This is a genomic window from Citrobacter sp. wls710, from assembly GCF_005281115.1.
GTDB classification, from domain to species: Bacteria; Pseudomonadota; Gammaproteobacteria; order Enterobacterales; family Enterobacteriaceae; genus Citrobacter; species Citrobacter werkmanii.
On sequence record NZ_SZXD01000024.1, the window covers coordinates 126,402 to 140,661 of the forward strand.

The window sequence follows — 14,260 nt, forward strand, 5'->3', positions numbered from 1 at the left end:
ATCATTTATGAGGTCATAAATGTCGTTGCCGCACCTTTCTCTGACGGATGCTCGCCATCTTCATCTTGCCGCCCAAGGGCTGCTGAAAAAAACACGCCGCCGGGCATCTCCTGCCGATATTCTTGCCACCATTTCGCGCATGTCTTTATTGCAAATCGATACCATTAATATTGTGGCGCGCAGTCCTTACCTGGTGCTGTTCAGTCGTTTAGGTGATTATTCCCCGCAATGGCTGGATGACTCGTTACGGCAGGGTGAACTGATGGAGTACTGGGCGCACGAGGCCTGCTTTATGCCGCGCAGTGACTTTATGCTGATACGCCACCGCATGCTGGCGCCGGAGAAAATGGGCTGGAAATATAAAGCGGCGTGGATGACAGAACATGCCCATGAGATTGAGCAGTTGCTCCAACATATCCACCATAACGGGCCGGTACGCTCAGTCGATTTTGAACATCCCCGTAAGGGAGCCAACGGCTGGTGGGAATGGAAGCCGCATAAGCGACACCTTGAAGGACTGTTTACTGCCGGGAAAGTGATGGTGGTGGAGCGGCGTAATTTCCAGCGAGTCTATGATTTAACCCATCGCGTCATGCCGCACTGGGATGATGAACGTGACAGGCTTTCACAAGAGGAAGCCGAAATTATCATGCTGGATAACAGCGCCCGTAGTCTGGGGATTTTTCGCGAACAGTGGCTGGCAGACTACTATCGCCTGAAGCGCCCGGGGTTAAAATACTGGTGTGATGTGCGCAAGGAACAGCAACAAATTATTCCTGTCGACGTTGAAGGGCTGGGAACCCTGTGGTTGCATAGCGATCTTCAACCGCAGCTTGAGCAGGCACTGGCGGGGAAATTAACGGCAACGCATAGCACGGTTTTATCACCGTTTGATCCGGTGGTCTGGGATCGCAAACGGGCAGAGCAGCTATTCGATTTTAGCTATCGGCTGGAATGTTATACGCCAGCAGCGAAACGTCAGTACGGTTATTTTGTCCTGCCGTTGCTGCATCGTGGACAGTTAGTGGGGCGGATGGATGCCAAAATGCACCGTAAAACAGGTGTGCTGGAGGTGATTTCGCTATGGTTACAGGATGGGGTCAAACCTGGCGTTACTTTGCAAAAAGGGTTGTTCCAGGCGATTGATGATTTTGCCCGCTGGCAGCAGGCAACGCGCGTGACGCTGGGGCGCTACCCTGAAGGTTTATTTGCTGGCGTACGTCATGGTTGGGAAATAGCCCCAGCCCGTTAAGCGATTATGTTAATATTTACGGATTCACAATCCGGTCCATCTGGAGGAACTATGGATCATCGTCTGCTTGAAATCATTGCCTGCCCGGTATGCAATGGCAAACTCTGGTTTAACCAGGAAAAACAGGAACTGATTTGTAAACTGGATAACCTTGCTTTCCCACTGCGTGATGGCATTCCCGTTTTACTGGAAACTGAAGCCCGCGTTCTGACTGCGGATGAGAGTAAATCATGAGTTTTGTGGTCATTATTCCTGCGCGTTATGCATCTACACGTTTGCCGGGCAAGCCGTTGCTGGATATCAACGGCAAGCCGATGATCGTGCACGTGCTGGAGCGTGCGCGTGAATCCGGCGCTGAGCGCATTATCGTTGCCACCGATCATGAAGATGTCGCTCGTGCGGTAGAAGCGGTAGGAGGGGAAGTTTGCATGACCCGGGCCGATCACCAGTCTGGTACCGAGCGTCTGGCGGAAGTCGTCGAGAAATGTGGCTTTAGCGATGATACCGTTATTGTGAACGTTCAGGGTGATGAGCCGATGATCCCAGCGGTCATTATTCGTCAGGTGGCCGAAAATCTGGCGCAACGCCAGGTTGGCATGGCGACCCTTGCGGCTCCCATTCATAGTGCGGAAGAAGCATTTAATCCGAATGCGGTTAAAGTCGTTCTGGACAACGAAGGCTATGCGCTCTATTTTTCACGCGCAACCATCCCCTGGGATCGTGACCGTTTTGCCAAAAGCCTGGAAACGGTAGGCGATACTTTCCTGCGTCATCTGGGGATTTACGGTTATCGCGCAGGTTTTATTCGCCGCTATGTTAACTGGCAGCCCAGCCCGCTTGAGCATATTGAAATGCTGGAGCAACTGCGTGTGCTGTGGTACGGCGAAAAAATTCACGTGGCCGTCGCTAAAGAAGTACCGGGTACTGGCGTAGACACTGCTGAGGATCTTGAACGCGTTCGCGCTGAAATGCGTTAGTTTTTCTCATGGCACTCCACCCATAATACCGCCTATTTTTGGGAGGAGTGTCGTATCGTTACGTTTTCCCTGTGCTTTTCTTTTCATCAATTGATCTCATCCGGGTGACATCTGTCTGCGCGACGCTCATTATGAAAGCAGTAGCTTTTATGAGGGCAATCTGAAATGGAACAGTTGCGTGCCGAACTCAGCCATCTGCTGGGTGAAAAACTCAGTCGTATTGAATGCGTGAATGAGAAAGTGGATACCGCCTTGTGGTCACTGTACGACAGTCAGGGTAATCCGATGCCGCTGATGGCGAGAAGTTTCACCACGCCGGGGATGGCGCAGCAGCTGGCATGGAAAACCTCTATGCTGGCGCGCAGTGGCACGGTACGTATGCCGGTCATTTATGGCGTCTTAACGCATGAGGAGCATCCCGGTCCTGATGTGCTCCTGCTTGAGCGTTTACGTGGCGTGCCGGTGGAAGCGCCTGCCCGAACGCCCGAGCGCTGGGAACATTTAAAAGATCAAATCGTAGAAGGTTTGCTGTCATGGCATCGGCAGGATAGCCGCGGCTGCGTGGGTGCGGTGGATAACACGCAAGAGAACATCTGGCCGTCCTGGTATCGCCAGCGTGTCGAGGTATTGTGGAGCACGTTGAATCAGTTCAACAATACTGGGCTGACGATGCAGGACAAGCGGATTCTGTTCCGTACCCGTGAATGTTTACCCGATTTATTTGCCGGATTTAATGATAACTGCGTGCTGATCCACGGCAATTTCAGTTTACGCAGCATGCTCAAAGATGCTCGTAGCGATCAGCTCCTGGCGATGGTGGGACCGGGCTTGATGCTATGGGCGCCAAGAGAATATGAATTGTTCCGCTTAATGGACAATGCGCTGGCGGAAAGCCTGCTTTGGCAATATCTGCAACGCGCGCCAGTGGCGGAGTCATTCATCTGGCGGCGCTGGTTGTATGTGTTATGGGATGAGGTGGCGCAACTGGTCAATACCGGACGCTTTAATCGTTCCAACTTTGATCTGGCGACAAAATCACTGCTGCCGTGGCTCGCCTGACTATCCGGCCTGGAATTCTGCGCTGAATCTGTAGGCCTGATAAGAGGCAACATTTCTGTCAATGTTCCTTTCCTTTCAGCCACTGCCAGATGCGTCCCAGCGTTTCGTATCCGACACGATCGCTGTGCATTAACCAGACGGGCGAGGGAATTGCCCGCTCCCATGGATTAAGCGGGGAATCAATCGCTAACTGATTGGCAGGTGCTGGCAGCGGGTGTAGCCCGGCCTGCTGGAAGAAAATCATGGCACGCGGTAAGTGCGACGCGGAGGTCACCAGCAGAAACGGCGCGTTGCCGATGGCCTGCTTTACTGCCACTGCTTCTTCTTCAGTATCTTTGGGGTGATCCAGCGTGATGATGTCACCCGGCGGCACCCCCAGCGACTGTGCTACGCGGGCGCCGGCTTCCGCGGTACTAACGTTATTCGTTTTTGCGGCGGCACCGGTAAAGATAAGCTTCGACCCTGGATTCGCGCGCCATAGGCGAATACCTTCATTCAGGCGTGGAAGGCTATTGCTAATCAGGTTTGAGCTCGGCGCCCACTGTGGGTTCCAGGTATATCCTCCGCCCAGCACCACAACATATTCTACTTTTTGCGTATCCTGCCAGGTGGGATAGCTATCCTCAATAGGTTTCAGCAAGCTGTCGGCGACGGGTTGCAAGCTCAGGAGTAATAGCGCCAGCCAACTCAGGCTGATACACACTTTCCCTGTTTTTTGAAAGCGGCTAAACCAGACCAGCGCCAGGCCAATACCCATCATCGTTAGCATCAGCGGAAGCGGCAGCATCATACCGCCAATCACTTTCTTCAGCGTAAAAAGCATCCTTTTTGGTTCCTTTTTTAACCATACAGCAGGGGATCTGCAGGGATATTACACCAGGAAGGTTCATTCTCGGCGTGGGTGTGACAAAATAGCGGTTTTACTTAGTCACCCTAAAGCCAGCATGTGGAGAGCCCGATGCGGGATCGCAATTTTGATGACATTGCAGAGAAGTTTTCCCGTAACATTTACGGCACCACCAAAGGTCAATTAAGACAGGCTATCCTTTGGCAGGATTTGGATCGATTATTAGCGACATTCGGTGAGCAAAAATTGCACATTCTGGATGCCGGCGGTGGTGAAGGGCAAACGGCCATCAAGATGGCACAACGTGGGCACTTCGTGACATTATGCGATCTGTCAGGCGAAATGATCGCCCGAGCGAAACAGGCGGCAGAGGCAAAAGGTGTGAGCGGAAACATGCATTTTATACAATGCGCCGCTCAGGACGTTACTGCGCATTTGGAAACCCCGGTTGATCTGATATTGTTTCATGCTGTGCTGGAATGGGTGACGGATCCCGTCAGCGTATTACAGACGCTGTGGTCAGTATTGCGTCCCGGCGGCGCGCTGTCGTTAATGTTCTACAATGCTAACGGTCTGTTGATGCATAACATGGTCGCAGGGAACTTTGACTATGTGCAGGTGGGGATGCCGAAACGTAAAAAGCGTACGCTTTCACCGGACTACCCACGCGATCCGGGGCAGGTTTACCAGTGGCTGGAAGAGATCGGTTGGCAGATAACGAGTAAAACAGGCGTCCGTGTGTTTCATGATTATCTGCGGGATAAGCATAAACAGCATGACGACTACGAAATGTTACTTGAGTTAGAAACGCGCTATTGCCGCCAGGAACCGTATATCAGCCTTGGGCGCTATATTCATGTCACCGCGATTAAAAGTCCGGCCCGAGCCGCAGATGCAAGGATAACCTATGAGTGAATTTTCCCAGACAGTCCCCGAACTGGTTGCCTGGGCCAGAAAAAATGACTTCTCCATCTCTCTGCCGGTAGACAGACTTTCGTTCCTGCTGGCGGTCGCCACTCTGAACGGCGAGCGACTTGACGGCGAGATGAGTGAAGGTGAGCTGGTGGATGCGTTCCGCCATGTGAGTGATGCGTTTGAGCAAACCAGCGAAACCATTGGTGTACGCGCGAACAACGCGATCAACGATATGGTGCGTCAACGTCTGCTGAACCGCTTTACCAGCGAGCAGGCAGAAGGAAACGCGATTTATCGTTTGACGCCGCTCGGCATTGGCATCACCGATTATTATATTCGTCAACGCGAATTCTCTACACTGCGTCTTTCTATGCAGTTGTCGATTGTGGCCGGTGAATTGAAGCGCGCGGCGGATGCGGCGGCGGAAGGTGGTGATGAGTTTCACTGGCATCGCAATGTATATGCGGCATTGAAATATTCGGTGGCGGAGATTTTTGACAGTATCGATCTCACCCAGCGCATCATGGATGAACAGCAGCAGCAGGTGAAAGACGATATAGCGCAGTTGCTGAACAAAGACTGGCGGGCGGCGATTTCCAGCTGTGAACTGCTGCTTTCTGAAACTTCCGGGACGCTGCGCGAACTGCAGGATACGTTGGAAGCGGCGGGGGATAAGCTACAGGCAAACTTGTTACGCATCCAGGATGCCACGATGACGCATGACGATTTGCATTTTGTCGACAGGCTGGTGTTTGACTTACAAAGCAAACTCGACCGCATTATCAGTTGGGGTCAGCAGTCTATTGATTTGTGGATCGGTTACGATCGTCACGTGCATAAGTTTATCCGTACCGCGATTGATATGGATAAAAACCGCGTCTTTGCCCAGCGTTTGCGCCAGTCCGTGCAGACTTATTTTGACGATCCGTGGGCGCTGACTTATGCCAATGCCGACCGTCTGCTCGATATGCGTGATGAAGAGATGGTCCTGCGTGACGAAGAGGTCACCGGTGAACTTCCGACAGATCTGGAATATGAAGAGTTTAACGAGATCCGTGAGCAACTGGCGGCGATCATCGAAGAACAGTTGGCTATCTACAAATCCAGACAAACGCCACTGGATCTCGGTTTGGTAGTGCGCGAGTATCTGGCGCAATATCCACGTGCGCGTCACTTCGACGTCGCGCGTATTGTTATCGATCAGGCGGTACGTCTTGGCGTAGCGCAAGCAGATTTCACCGGACTGCCAGCTAAATGGCAGCCGATTAATGATTACGGAGCCAAGGTACAGGCGCATGTCATTGACAAATATTGAACAAGTGATGCCGGTAAAGCTGGCGCAGGCGCTGGCGAATCCGTTATTTCCGGCGCTGGATAGCGCCTTACGTTCGGGCCGACATATCGGCCTGGATGAACTGGATAATCATGCCTTCCTGATGGATTTTCAGGAGTATTTTGAAGAATTTTACAGCCGCTATAACGTGGAACTGATCCGCGCGCCGGAAGGGTTCTTCTATCTTCGCCCGCGTTCAACGACGCTCATTCCGCGTTCGGTTCTGTCCGAACTGGATATGATGGTGGGTAAAATTCTTTGCTATCTCTATCTCAGCCCGGAACGCCTGGCGAATGAAGGGATTTTTACCCAACAAGAGTTGTACGACGAGCTGTTGACGCTGGCGGACGAAGCGAAACTGCTGAAGCTGGTGAACAATCGTTCAACCGGTTCGGACGTTGACCGTCAGAAGCTACAGGAAAAGGTACGTTCTTCGCTAAACCGTCTGCGTCGCTTAGGCATGGTGTGGTTTCTGGGCCACGACAGCAGCAAATTCCGTATTACGGAATCGGTCTTCCGCTTTGGCGCGGACGTGCGCAGCGGTGACGATCCGCGTGAAGCCCAGCGTCGCTTAATTCGTGATGGCGAAGCGATGCCGGTCGAAAACCGCCTGCAGCTTAACGATGAGCCCGAAGAGAATCAGCCGGACAGTGGAGAAGAAGAATAATGATTGAACGCGGTAAATTTCGCTCACTTACGCTGATTAACTGGAATGGTTTTTTTGCCCGTACGTTCGACCTGGATGAACTGGTTACCACGCTGTCCGGTGGTAACGGTGCGGGTAAATCCACGACCATGGCGGCATTTGTTACGGCGCTCATCCCGGATTTAACCCTGCTGCATTTCCGTAATACCACCGAAGCCGGTGCGACCAGCGGTTCACGTGACAAAGGTCTGCACGGTAAGCTCAAAGCGGGTGTCTGTTACTCAATGCTTGACGTCCTCAACTCCCGCCATCAGCGCGTGGTTGTCGGCGTTCGTCTGCAACAGGTTGCCGGTCGCGATCGTAAAGTGGATATCAAGCCGTTTGCCATTCAGGGGCTACCGATGTCGGTGCAGCCCACTCAGTTGGTTACGGAAACGCTGAATGAACGCCAGGCGCGCGTCCTGTCTCTCCCTGAGCTGAAAGAGAAGCTTGATGAGATGGAAGGCGTGCAGTTTAAGCAGTTCAACTCGATAACGGATTATCACTCGCTGATGTTCGATCTGGGCATCATTGCCCGTCGTCTGCGCTCTGCGTCCGATCGTAGTAAATTCTATCGTCTGATTGAAGCCTCGCTGTATGGCGGTATCTCCAGCGCCATTACTCGCTCACTGCGTGATTACCTGCTGCCAGAAAACGGTGGCGTGCGCAAAGCGTTCCAGGATATGGAAGCCGCGCTGCGTGAAAACCGCATGACGCTGGAAGCGATTCGCGTAACCCAGTCTGACCGCGATCTGTTTAAGCATTTGATCAGCGAAGCGACCAACTACGTGGCAGCAGATTATATGCGCCATGCCAACGAGCGCCGTATTCATCTGGATAAAGCGCTGGAATATCGTCGTGAACTGCATACCTCACGCAAGCAGTTGGCTGCTGAGCAGTATAAGCACGTGGATATGGCACGCGAGCTGGGCGAGCACAACGGTGCGGAGGGCGATCTGGAAGCTGATTACCAGGCGGCGAGCGATCACCTCAACCTGGTGCAAACCGCGCTGCGTCAGCAAGAAAAAATTGAACGCTATGAAGCGGATCTCGAGGAATTACAGATCCGTCTCGAAGAACAAAATGAGGTCGTCGCGGAAGCCGTTGACCGCCAGGATGAAAACGAAGCCCGCGCGGAAGCTGCTGAGCTGGAGGTGGATGAGCTGAAAAGTCAGCTTGCCGATTACCAGCAGGCGCTGGATGTCCAGCAAACGCGAGCTATCCAGTATGCCCAGGCAATTCAGGCGTTAAGCCGGGCCAAAGAGCTGTGTCACTTACCGGATCTGACAGCCGACAGCGCTGCTGAATGGCTGGAAACCTTCCAGGCCAAAGAGCAGGAAGCTACAGAAAAACTGTTGACGCTGGAACAAAAAATGAGCGTGGCGCAAACCGCGCACAGTCAGTTTGAACAGGCTTATCAGCTGGTGGCGGCGATCAACGGCCCACTGGCGCGTGGTGAGGCCTGGAGCGTGGCGCGTGAACTGCTGCGGGAAGGTGTTGAGCAGCGTCACCTGGCGGAACAGGTTCAGCCGTTGCGTATGCGACTCAGCGAGCTGGAACAGCGTCTGCGCGAACAGCAGGACGCCGAGCGACTGCTGGCTGAATTCTGCAAACGCCAGGGTAAACAGTTCGATATCGATGAGCTGGAAGCGCTGCACCAGGAGCTGGAAGCGCGCATCGCCGCTTTGTCGGACAGCGTATCGTCCGCCAGCGAACAGCGAATGACGCTGCGTCAGGAACAGGAACAGCTGCAGTCGCGTATCCAGCATTTGATGAAACGCGCACCGGTCTGGCTGGCCGCGCAAAATAGCCTGAATCAACTTAGCGAACAGTGCGGCGAAGAGTTTACTTCAAGCCAGGACGTGACCGAATATCTGCAGCAATTGCTGGAGCGCGAGCGTGAGGCCATTGTTGAGCGCGATGAAGTTGGCGCGCGCAAAAACGCGGTTGATGAAGAAATTGAACGTTTAAGTCAGCCCGGCGGGGCGGAAGATCAACGTCTGAACGCGCTGGCGGAACGCTTCGGTGGCGTGCTGCTGTCAGAAATTTATGACGACGTTAGCCTTGAAGATGCGCCGTACTTCTCCGCGCTGTACGGTCCGTCGCGCCATGCTATCGTGGTGCCGGATCTGTCGCTGATTACCGAACAACTTGAAGGCCTGACGGATTGTCCGGAAGATCTCTATTTTATCGAAGGGGATCCGCAGTCGTTTGATGACAGCGTTTTCAGCGTTGATGAGCTGGAAAAAGCGGTGGTGGTGAAAACCGCCGAACGTCAGTGGCGTTATTCCCGCTTCCCGACGGTGCCGATTTTTGGTCGTGCGGCGCGCGAAAGCCGTATCGAAACCCTGCATGCCGAGCGTGAAGGGCTGTCTGAACGTTTTGCCACGCTCTCTTTTGACGTCCAGAAAACCCAGCGCCTGCATCAGGCGTTCAGCCGCTTTATCGGCAGCCATTTGTCGGTGGCGTTTGAAGCCGATCCAGAAGCGGAAATTCGTCAGTTGAACAGCCGCCGCGTTGAGCTGGAGCGTGCGCTGACCAATCATGAAAATGATAATCAGCAAAGCCGTATGCAGTTTGAACAGGCGAAAGAGGGGGTTTCTGCGCTGAACCGCCTGCTGCCGCGTTTGAATCTGCTGGCTGATGACACGCTGGCCGATCGCGTGGACGAAATTCGCGAGCGTCTGGATGAAGCTCAGGAAGCGGCGCGTTTTGTGCAGCAGCACGGTAATCAGTTAGCCAAACTGGAACCGATGGTTTCGGTTCTGCAAAATGACCCTGAGCAGTTTGAACAACTGAAGGAAGATTACGCGTATTCCCAGCAGATGCAGCGTGATGCGCGTCAGCAGGCGTTTGCGCTGACTGAGGTCGTACAACGCCGGGCGCACTTTAGCTATTCCGATTCAGCCGAAATGCTGAGCGGAAACAGCGATCTGAACGAAAAACTGCGCCAGCGTCTGGAACAGGCGGAAGCTGAACGTACCCGCGCTCGTGAAGCGCTGCGCAGCCACGCCGCGCAGTTAAGCCAGTACAACCAGGTCATGGCGTCGCTGAAAAGCTCCTATGACACTAAAAAAGAACTGCTCAACGATTTACAACGTGAACTGCAGGATATCGGCGTTCGTGCTGACAGTGGCGCGGAAGAGCGTGCCCGTATCCGTCGTGATGAACTGCATGCGCAGCTCAGTAACAACCGTGCGCGCCGTAACCAACTGGAAAAAGCGCTGACCTTCTGCGAAGCGGAGATGGATAACCTGACCCGCAAATTGCGCAAACTGGAACGCGATTATTTTGAGATGCGCGAACAGGTGGTCACCGCGAAAGCCGGCTGGTGTGCGGTCATGCGCATGGTGAAAGACAATGGCGTTGAACGCCGTCTGCATCGTCGCGAGCTGGCGTATCTTTCTGGCGATGAACTGCGTTCGATGTCGGATAAGGCGTTGGGCGCGCTGCGTCTGGCGGTGGCGGATAACGAACACCTGCGTGATGTGTTGCGCATGTCTGAAGATCCGAAGCGCCCGGAACGTAAAATTCAGTTCTTTGTCGCGGTTTATCAACATCTGCGTGAACGTATTCGTCAGGATATTATTCGCACCGACGATCCGGTGGAAGCGATTGAACAGATGGAGATCGAACTGAGCCGTCTGACGGAAGAATTAACCTCGCGTGAACAGAAGCTGGCGATCAGCTCCCGCAGCGTGGCGAACATCATTCGTAAGACGATTCAGCGCGAACAAAACCGTATCCGTATGTTGAACCAGGGTCTGCAAAGCGTATCGTTTGGCCAGGTAAATAGCGTTCGTCTGAACGTCAACGTGCGTGAAACCCACGCCACCTTGCTGGACGTACTTTCCGAGCAGCATGAACAGCATCAGGATCTGTTTAACAGCAACCGTCTGACCTTCTCTGAAGCGCTGGCGAAGCTGTATCAGCGTCTGAATCCGCAGATTGATATGGGGCAACGCACGCCGCAAACCATTGGTGAAGAGCTGCTGGACTACCGTAACTATCTGGAAATGGAAGTCGAGGTTAACCGTGGTTCAGACGGCTGGCTGCGTGCTGAATCTGGCGCACTGTCAACGGGTGAGGCGATCGGTACCGGGATGTCTATTCTGGTGATGGTTGTGCAGAGCTGGGAAGACGAAGGTCGCAGACTGCGCGGTAAAGATATCTCGCCTTGTCGTCTGCTGTTCCTTGATGAAGCTGCGCGACTTGATGCCCGATCTATCGCGACCCTGTTTGAACTGTGCGAGCGTTTGCAGATGCAACTGATTATCGCTGCGCCGGAAAACATCAGCCCGGAGAAAGGCACCACCTATAAACTGGTACGTAAAGTCTTCCAGAACACCGAGCATGTTCACGTGGTGGGCCTGCGCGGGTTTGCCCCGCAGTTACCTGAGCCACTGCCAGGAACGGAAGACGCTTCCTCGCAGGCAAGCTAAGTAAGAAGGCGGCTAAATAGCCGCCTTCTTCTTTTCTGAAAAGCACATAATGCCTGGTGTAATTTCTTTAGACTTCTTTACATTAGGTTAGGCAAAAACTATTTGATGTTTATATACTAAAGGTAAGCCTAACTCGTGGCAGGCTTGCTCGTCATACTTCAGCGTGTATTGGCGTTTTACAGGTCCGACCCCAGCAAAACATAAGGGGAATGCATACGGCCTGGCTACTCAAAGTATGATAAAGAAAACAGGGGGCAAGGGATGTTGCTTAATAAAATGTGTGGTCGTCGGCTGTCGGCAATCAGTTTGTGCCTGGCCGTAACATTCGCTCCACTGTTCAATGCGCAGGCCGATGAGCCTGAAATGATCCCTGGCGACAGCTCAGCGTCCGTCAGTGAACAGCCAACAGCGTTACCGCAACCGCAGGTTCAATCTTCCGCTACTGCTATCATGGCGGGTATTCAACCGCTGCCGGAGGGCGTGTCTGTCGATAGCGCTCGCGCCAAATTACAATCTCAACTTCCCGCGGGCTTCACGCCGGTTTATATGAGCCAGCTGGAATTGCTGTATGCCGCTCGCGAAATGAAACCGATGTGGGAAAATCGAGATGCGGTAAAAGCGTTTCAGCAACAGTTAGCCGAGGTGGCGATTGCCGGATTTCAGCCGCAATTTACCACCTGGGTCGCATTGCTTACCGACCCGGCGGTAACGGGTCAGGCGCGAGACATCGTGCTTTCTGATGCCCTGATGGGATATCTGCACTTTATCGCAAATATCCCCGTCAAAGGTAATCGCTGGCTCTACAGTAATAAGCCCTATGCGCTGGCCACTCCGCCGATTTCTGTGATCAACCAATGGCAGGTGGCGCTGGATAACGGCCAGCTGACGTCGTTTATTACCGGCCTGGCGCCTCAGCATCCGCAGTATGCAGCCATGCATGAATCGTTGTTAAAACTGGTGAGCGATACGCGTCCCTGGCCGCAGTTAACCAGTACCGCGACGCTGCGTCCTGGCGAGTGGAGTAACGATATCCCCGCGTTGCGTGAAATCTTACGCCGCACCGGGATGCTTGAATCAGTCGTCAGTACGGCTGCTAAAGAAGGGCGTAGCGCTTACGGCAGTGAACTGGTTGCGGCAGTGAAGCGTTTCCAGACGTGGCAGGGGTTGGGGGCCGATGGCGCCATTGGACCCGCAACGCGTGACTGGCTGAACGTAACGCCCGCTCAGCGTGCAGGTGTGCTGGCGTTGAATATTCAGCGTTTGCGCCTGCTGCCGAGTGATTTGTCTACCGGTATCATGGTGAATATTCCTGCCTACTCGCTGGTTTATTATCAGAACGGCAATCAGGTGCTAGCCTCACGCGTTATTGTCGGGCGTCCTGATCGCAAAACGCCGATGATGAGCAGTGCGCTGAATAATGTGGTCGTTAACCCACCGTGGAACGTACCGCCGACGCTGGCACGTAAAGATATTCTGCCTAAGGTGTGGAATGACCCGGGATACCTTGAGCGTCACGGCTATACCGTAATGCGCGGCTGGAATAGCAAAGAGACGATAGATCCATGGCAGGTTGACTGGGCGACCATTACCGCATCGAATCTGCCGTTCCGCTTCCAGCAGGCGCCGGGCGCGCGTAACTCGCTCGGCCGTTATAAATTTAATATGCCGAGTTCAGATGCTATTTATCTGCACGATACGCCAAACCACAACCTGTTCCAGAAAGATACGCGGGCGCTTAGCTCAGGCTGCGTGCGTGTGAATAAGGCATCTGAGCTGGCGAATATGCTGCTACAGGATGCGGGCTGGAATGATACGCGCATCTCGGACGCCCTGAAGCAAGGGGATACGCGGTACGTGAATATTCGTCAGAATATTCCGGTCAATCTTTACTACCTGACCGCGTTTGTGGGGGCGGATGGGCGGACGCAGTATCGTACAGATATTTACAATTACGATCTGACAGCGCGATCCAGCGCACAAATTGTGTCAAAAGCCGAACAATTAATCAGATAAATGAAGCAGTTCGAGGAAAATGATTGTCGTAAGTTATGTTGGAAATGGGGCTAAATGGCTGCAAGCCCCGTATTTCCTGGGGTTGGGAGCCTTGACGTGGACTACTTAGCCAGATAAGGTTTCCCGCGTGCGCTAGAGCATACATACGATAACATTGACCTTGTAGACCTTAATACCATGGACAAATTTGACGCTAATCGCCGCAAACTGCTGGCGCTTGGTGGCATTGCCCTCGGCGCTGCCATCCTGCCTACGCCTGCGTTTGCCACACTCTCCACCCCACGTCCGCGTATATTGACTCTGAATAACCTGCATACCGGTGAGTCAATAAAAGCAGAGTTTTTTGATGGCAGGGGCTATATTCAGGACGAATTAGCAAAACTTAACCACTTTTTCCGTGATTTTCGGGCCAATAAAGTGAAATCCATTGACCCGGGATTGTTTGACCAACTCTTCCGTCTGCAGGGTCTGCTGGGCACTCGTAAACCCGTACAGCTGATCTCTGGCTATCGCTCAATCGATACCAATAATGAACTCCGTGCGCGCAGCCGTGGTGTCGCTAAGAAAAGCTACCACACGAAAGGCCAGGCTATGGATTTCCATATTGAAGGCATCGCATTAAGTAATATTCGCAAAGCTGCGTTATCTATGCGCGCAGGTGGTGTAGGATACTACCCCAGCAGTAACTTTGTGCATATTGACACCGGACCTGCACGGCACTGGTGATCCGTAAGCTT

General features: G+C 53.3%; 11 protein-coding genes. 10 read left to right on the forward strand and 1 reads right to left on the reverse strand.

From position 1 onward, the window contains the following. Nucleotides 1-19 precede the first annotated feature (19 nt). The 4 genes from FDX14_RS07710 (at nt 20) to FDX14_RS07725 (ending at nt 3,288) form a co-directional block, all read left to right on the forward strand. Complete coding sequence (locus FDX14_RS07710; RefSeq protein WP_137349304.1) at nt 20-1,252, forward strand: winged helix-turn-helix domain-containing protein; 1,233 nt, start codon at nt 20-22, stop codon at nt 1,250-1,252. 51 nt (nt 1,253-1,303) lie between these two features. After that, the gene (ycaR, locus tag FDX14_RS07715; protein WP_003035793.1) at nt 1,304-1,486 is read left to right on the forward strand and encodes a protein YcaR; all 183 of its coding nucleotides are present in this window, start codon (nt 1,304-1,306) and stop codon (nt 1,484-1,486) included. After that, nucleotides 1,483-2,229 (forward strand): 3-deoxy-manno-octulosonate cytidylyltransferase, encoded by a 747-nt coding sequence (gene kdsB, locus FDX14_RS07720; protein WP_042309444.1) that lies wholly within the window; start codon nt 1,483-1,485, stop codon nt 2,227-2,229. The genes ycaR and kdsB overlap by 4 nt, the downstream gene beginning before the upstream one ends. A gap of 165 nt (nt 2,230-2,394) precedes the next feature. Next, entirely contained in the window at nt 2,395-3,288 is an 894-nt protein-coding gene (locus FDX14_RS07725) for a YcbJ family phosphotransferase (protein ID WP_038639330.1), read from the forward strand. Between the two features lie 58 nt (nt 3,289-3,346). Here the strand turns inward: FDX14_RS07725 and elyC are convergent, their stop codons facing one another. After that, nucleotides 3,347-4,111, reverse strand: coding sequence for an envelope biogenesis factor ElyC (gene elyC / locus FDX14_RS07730; protein WP_137349305.1), 765 nt, complete (start codon nt 4,109-4,111; stop codon nt 3,347-3,349). 135 nt (nt 4,112-4,246) lie between these two features. Here elyC and cmoM point away from each other — a divergent pair, with 135 nt between their 5' ends. The 6 genes from cmoM to mepK all read left to right on the forward strand — a co-directional run bounded on the left by cmoM (nt 4,247) and on the right by mepK (nt 14,249). After that, nucleotides 4,247-5,050: a tRNA uridine 5-oxyacetic acid(34) methyltransferase CmoM gene (gene cmoM, locus FDX14_RS07735; RefSeq protein ID WP_042309438.1), complete on the forward strand. Its 804-nt coding sequence runs from the start codon at nt 4,247-4,249 to the stop codon at nt 5,048-5,050. Beyond that, nucleotides 5,043-6,365 carry a chromosome partition protein MukF gene (mukF, locus tag FDX14_RS07740; RefSeq protein ID WP_137349306.1) on the forward strand — a complete coding sequence of 441 codons (1,323 nt, stop codon included), beginning with the start codon at nt 5,043-5,045 and terminating at the stop codon, nt 6,363-6,365. Before cmoM ends, mukF begins: the two co-directional genes overlap by 8 nt. After that, a complete protein-coding gene (gene mukE / locus FDX14_RS07745; protein WP_042309434.1) occupies nt 6,346-7,050 on the forward strand; it encodes a chromosome partition protein MukE in 705 nt (234 codons plus the stop codon). The genes mukF and mukE overlap by 20 nt, the downstream gene beginning before the upstream one ends. Beyond that, nucleotides 7,050-11,510, forward strand: a complete 4,461-nt coding sequence (gene mukB / locus FDX14_RS07750; RefSeq protein ID WP_137349307.1) for a chromosome partition protein MukB — start codon at nt 7,050-7,052, stop codon at nt 11,508-11,510. The genes mukE and mukB overlap by 1 nt, the downstream gene beginning before the upstream one ends. Nucleotides 11,511-11,771: 261 nt before the next feature. Then, complete coding sequence (gene ldtD / locus FDX14_RS07755) at nt 11,772-13,523, forward strand: L,D-transpeptidase (RefSeq protein ID WP_042309431.1); 1,752 nt, start codon at nt 11,772-11,774, stop codon at nt 13,521-13,523. Between the two features lie 177 nt (nt 13,524-13,700). After that, on the forward strand, nt 13,701-14,249 hold the full coding sequence (mepK, locus tag FDX14_RS07760) for a peptidoglycan L,D-endopeptidase MepK (RefSeq protein ID WP_003831948.1): 549 nt from the start codon (nt 13,701-13,703) through the stop codon (nt 14,247-14,249). Nucleotides 14,250-14,260: the final 11 nt, after the last annotated feature.

Excerpts from the sequence above, each read along its gene's own strand:
- ldtD (WP_042309431.1), top strand. The coding sequence starts at position 11,772 with ATGTTGCTTAATAAAATGTGTGGTCGTCGGCTGTCGGCAATCAGTTTG.
- kdsB (WP_042309444.1), top strand. The coding sequence starts at position 1,483 with ATGAGTTTTGTGGTCATTATTCCTGCGCGTTATGCATCTACACGTTTG.
- elyC (WP_137349305.1), bottom strand. The coding sequence starts at position 4,111 with ATGCTTTTTACGCTGAAGAAAGTGATTGGCGGTATGATGCTGCCGCTT.
- mukB (WP_137349307.1), top strand. The coding sequence starts at position 7,050 with ATGATTGAACGCGGTAAATTTCGCTCACTTACGCTGATTAACTGGAAT.
- mepK (WP_003831948.1), top strand. The coding sequence starts at position 13,701 with ATGGACAAATTTGACGCTAATCGCCGCAAACTGCTGGCGCTTGGTGGC.
- ycaR (WP_003035793.1), top strand. The coding sequence starts at position 1,304 with ATGGATCATCGTCTGCTTGAAATCATTGCCTGCCCGGTATGCAATGGC.
- mukE (WP_042309434.1), top strand. The coding sequence starts at position 6,346 with ATGTCATTGACAAATATTGAACAAGTGATGCCGGTAAAGCTGGCGCAG.
- FDX14_RS07710 (WP_137349304.1), top strand. The coding sequence starts at position 20 with ATGTCGTTGCCGCACCTTTCTCTGACGGATGCTCGCCATCTTCATCTT.
- mukF (WP_137349306.1), top strand. The coding sequence starts at position 5,043 with ATGAGTGAATTTTCCCAGACAGTCCCCGAACTGGTTGCCTGGGCCAGA.
- cmoM (WP_042309438.1), top strand. The coding sequence starts at position 4,247 with ATGCGGGATCGCAATTTTGATGACATTGCAGAGAAGTTTTCCCGTAAC.
- FDX14_RS07725 (WP_038639330.1), top strand. The coding sequence starts at position 2,395 with ATGGAACAGTTGCGTGCCGAACTCAGCCATCTGCTGGGTGAAAAACTC.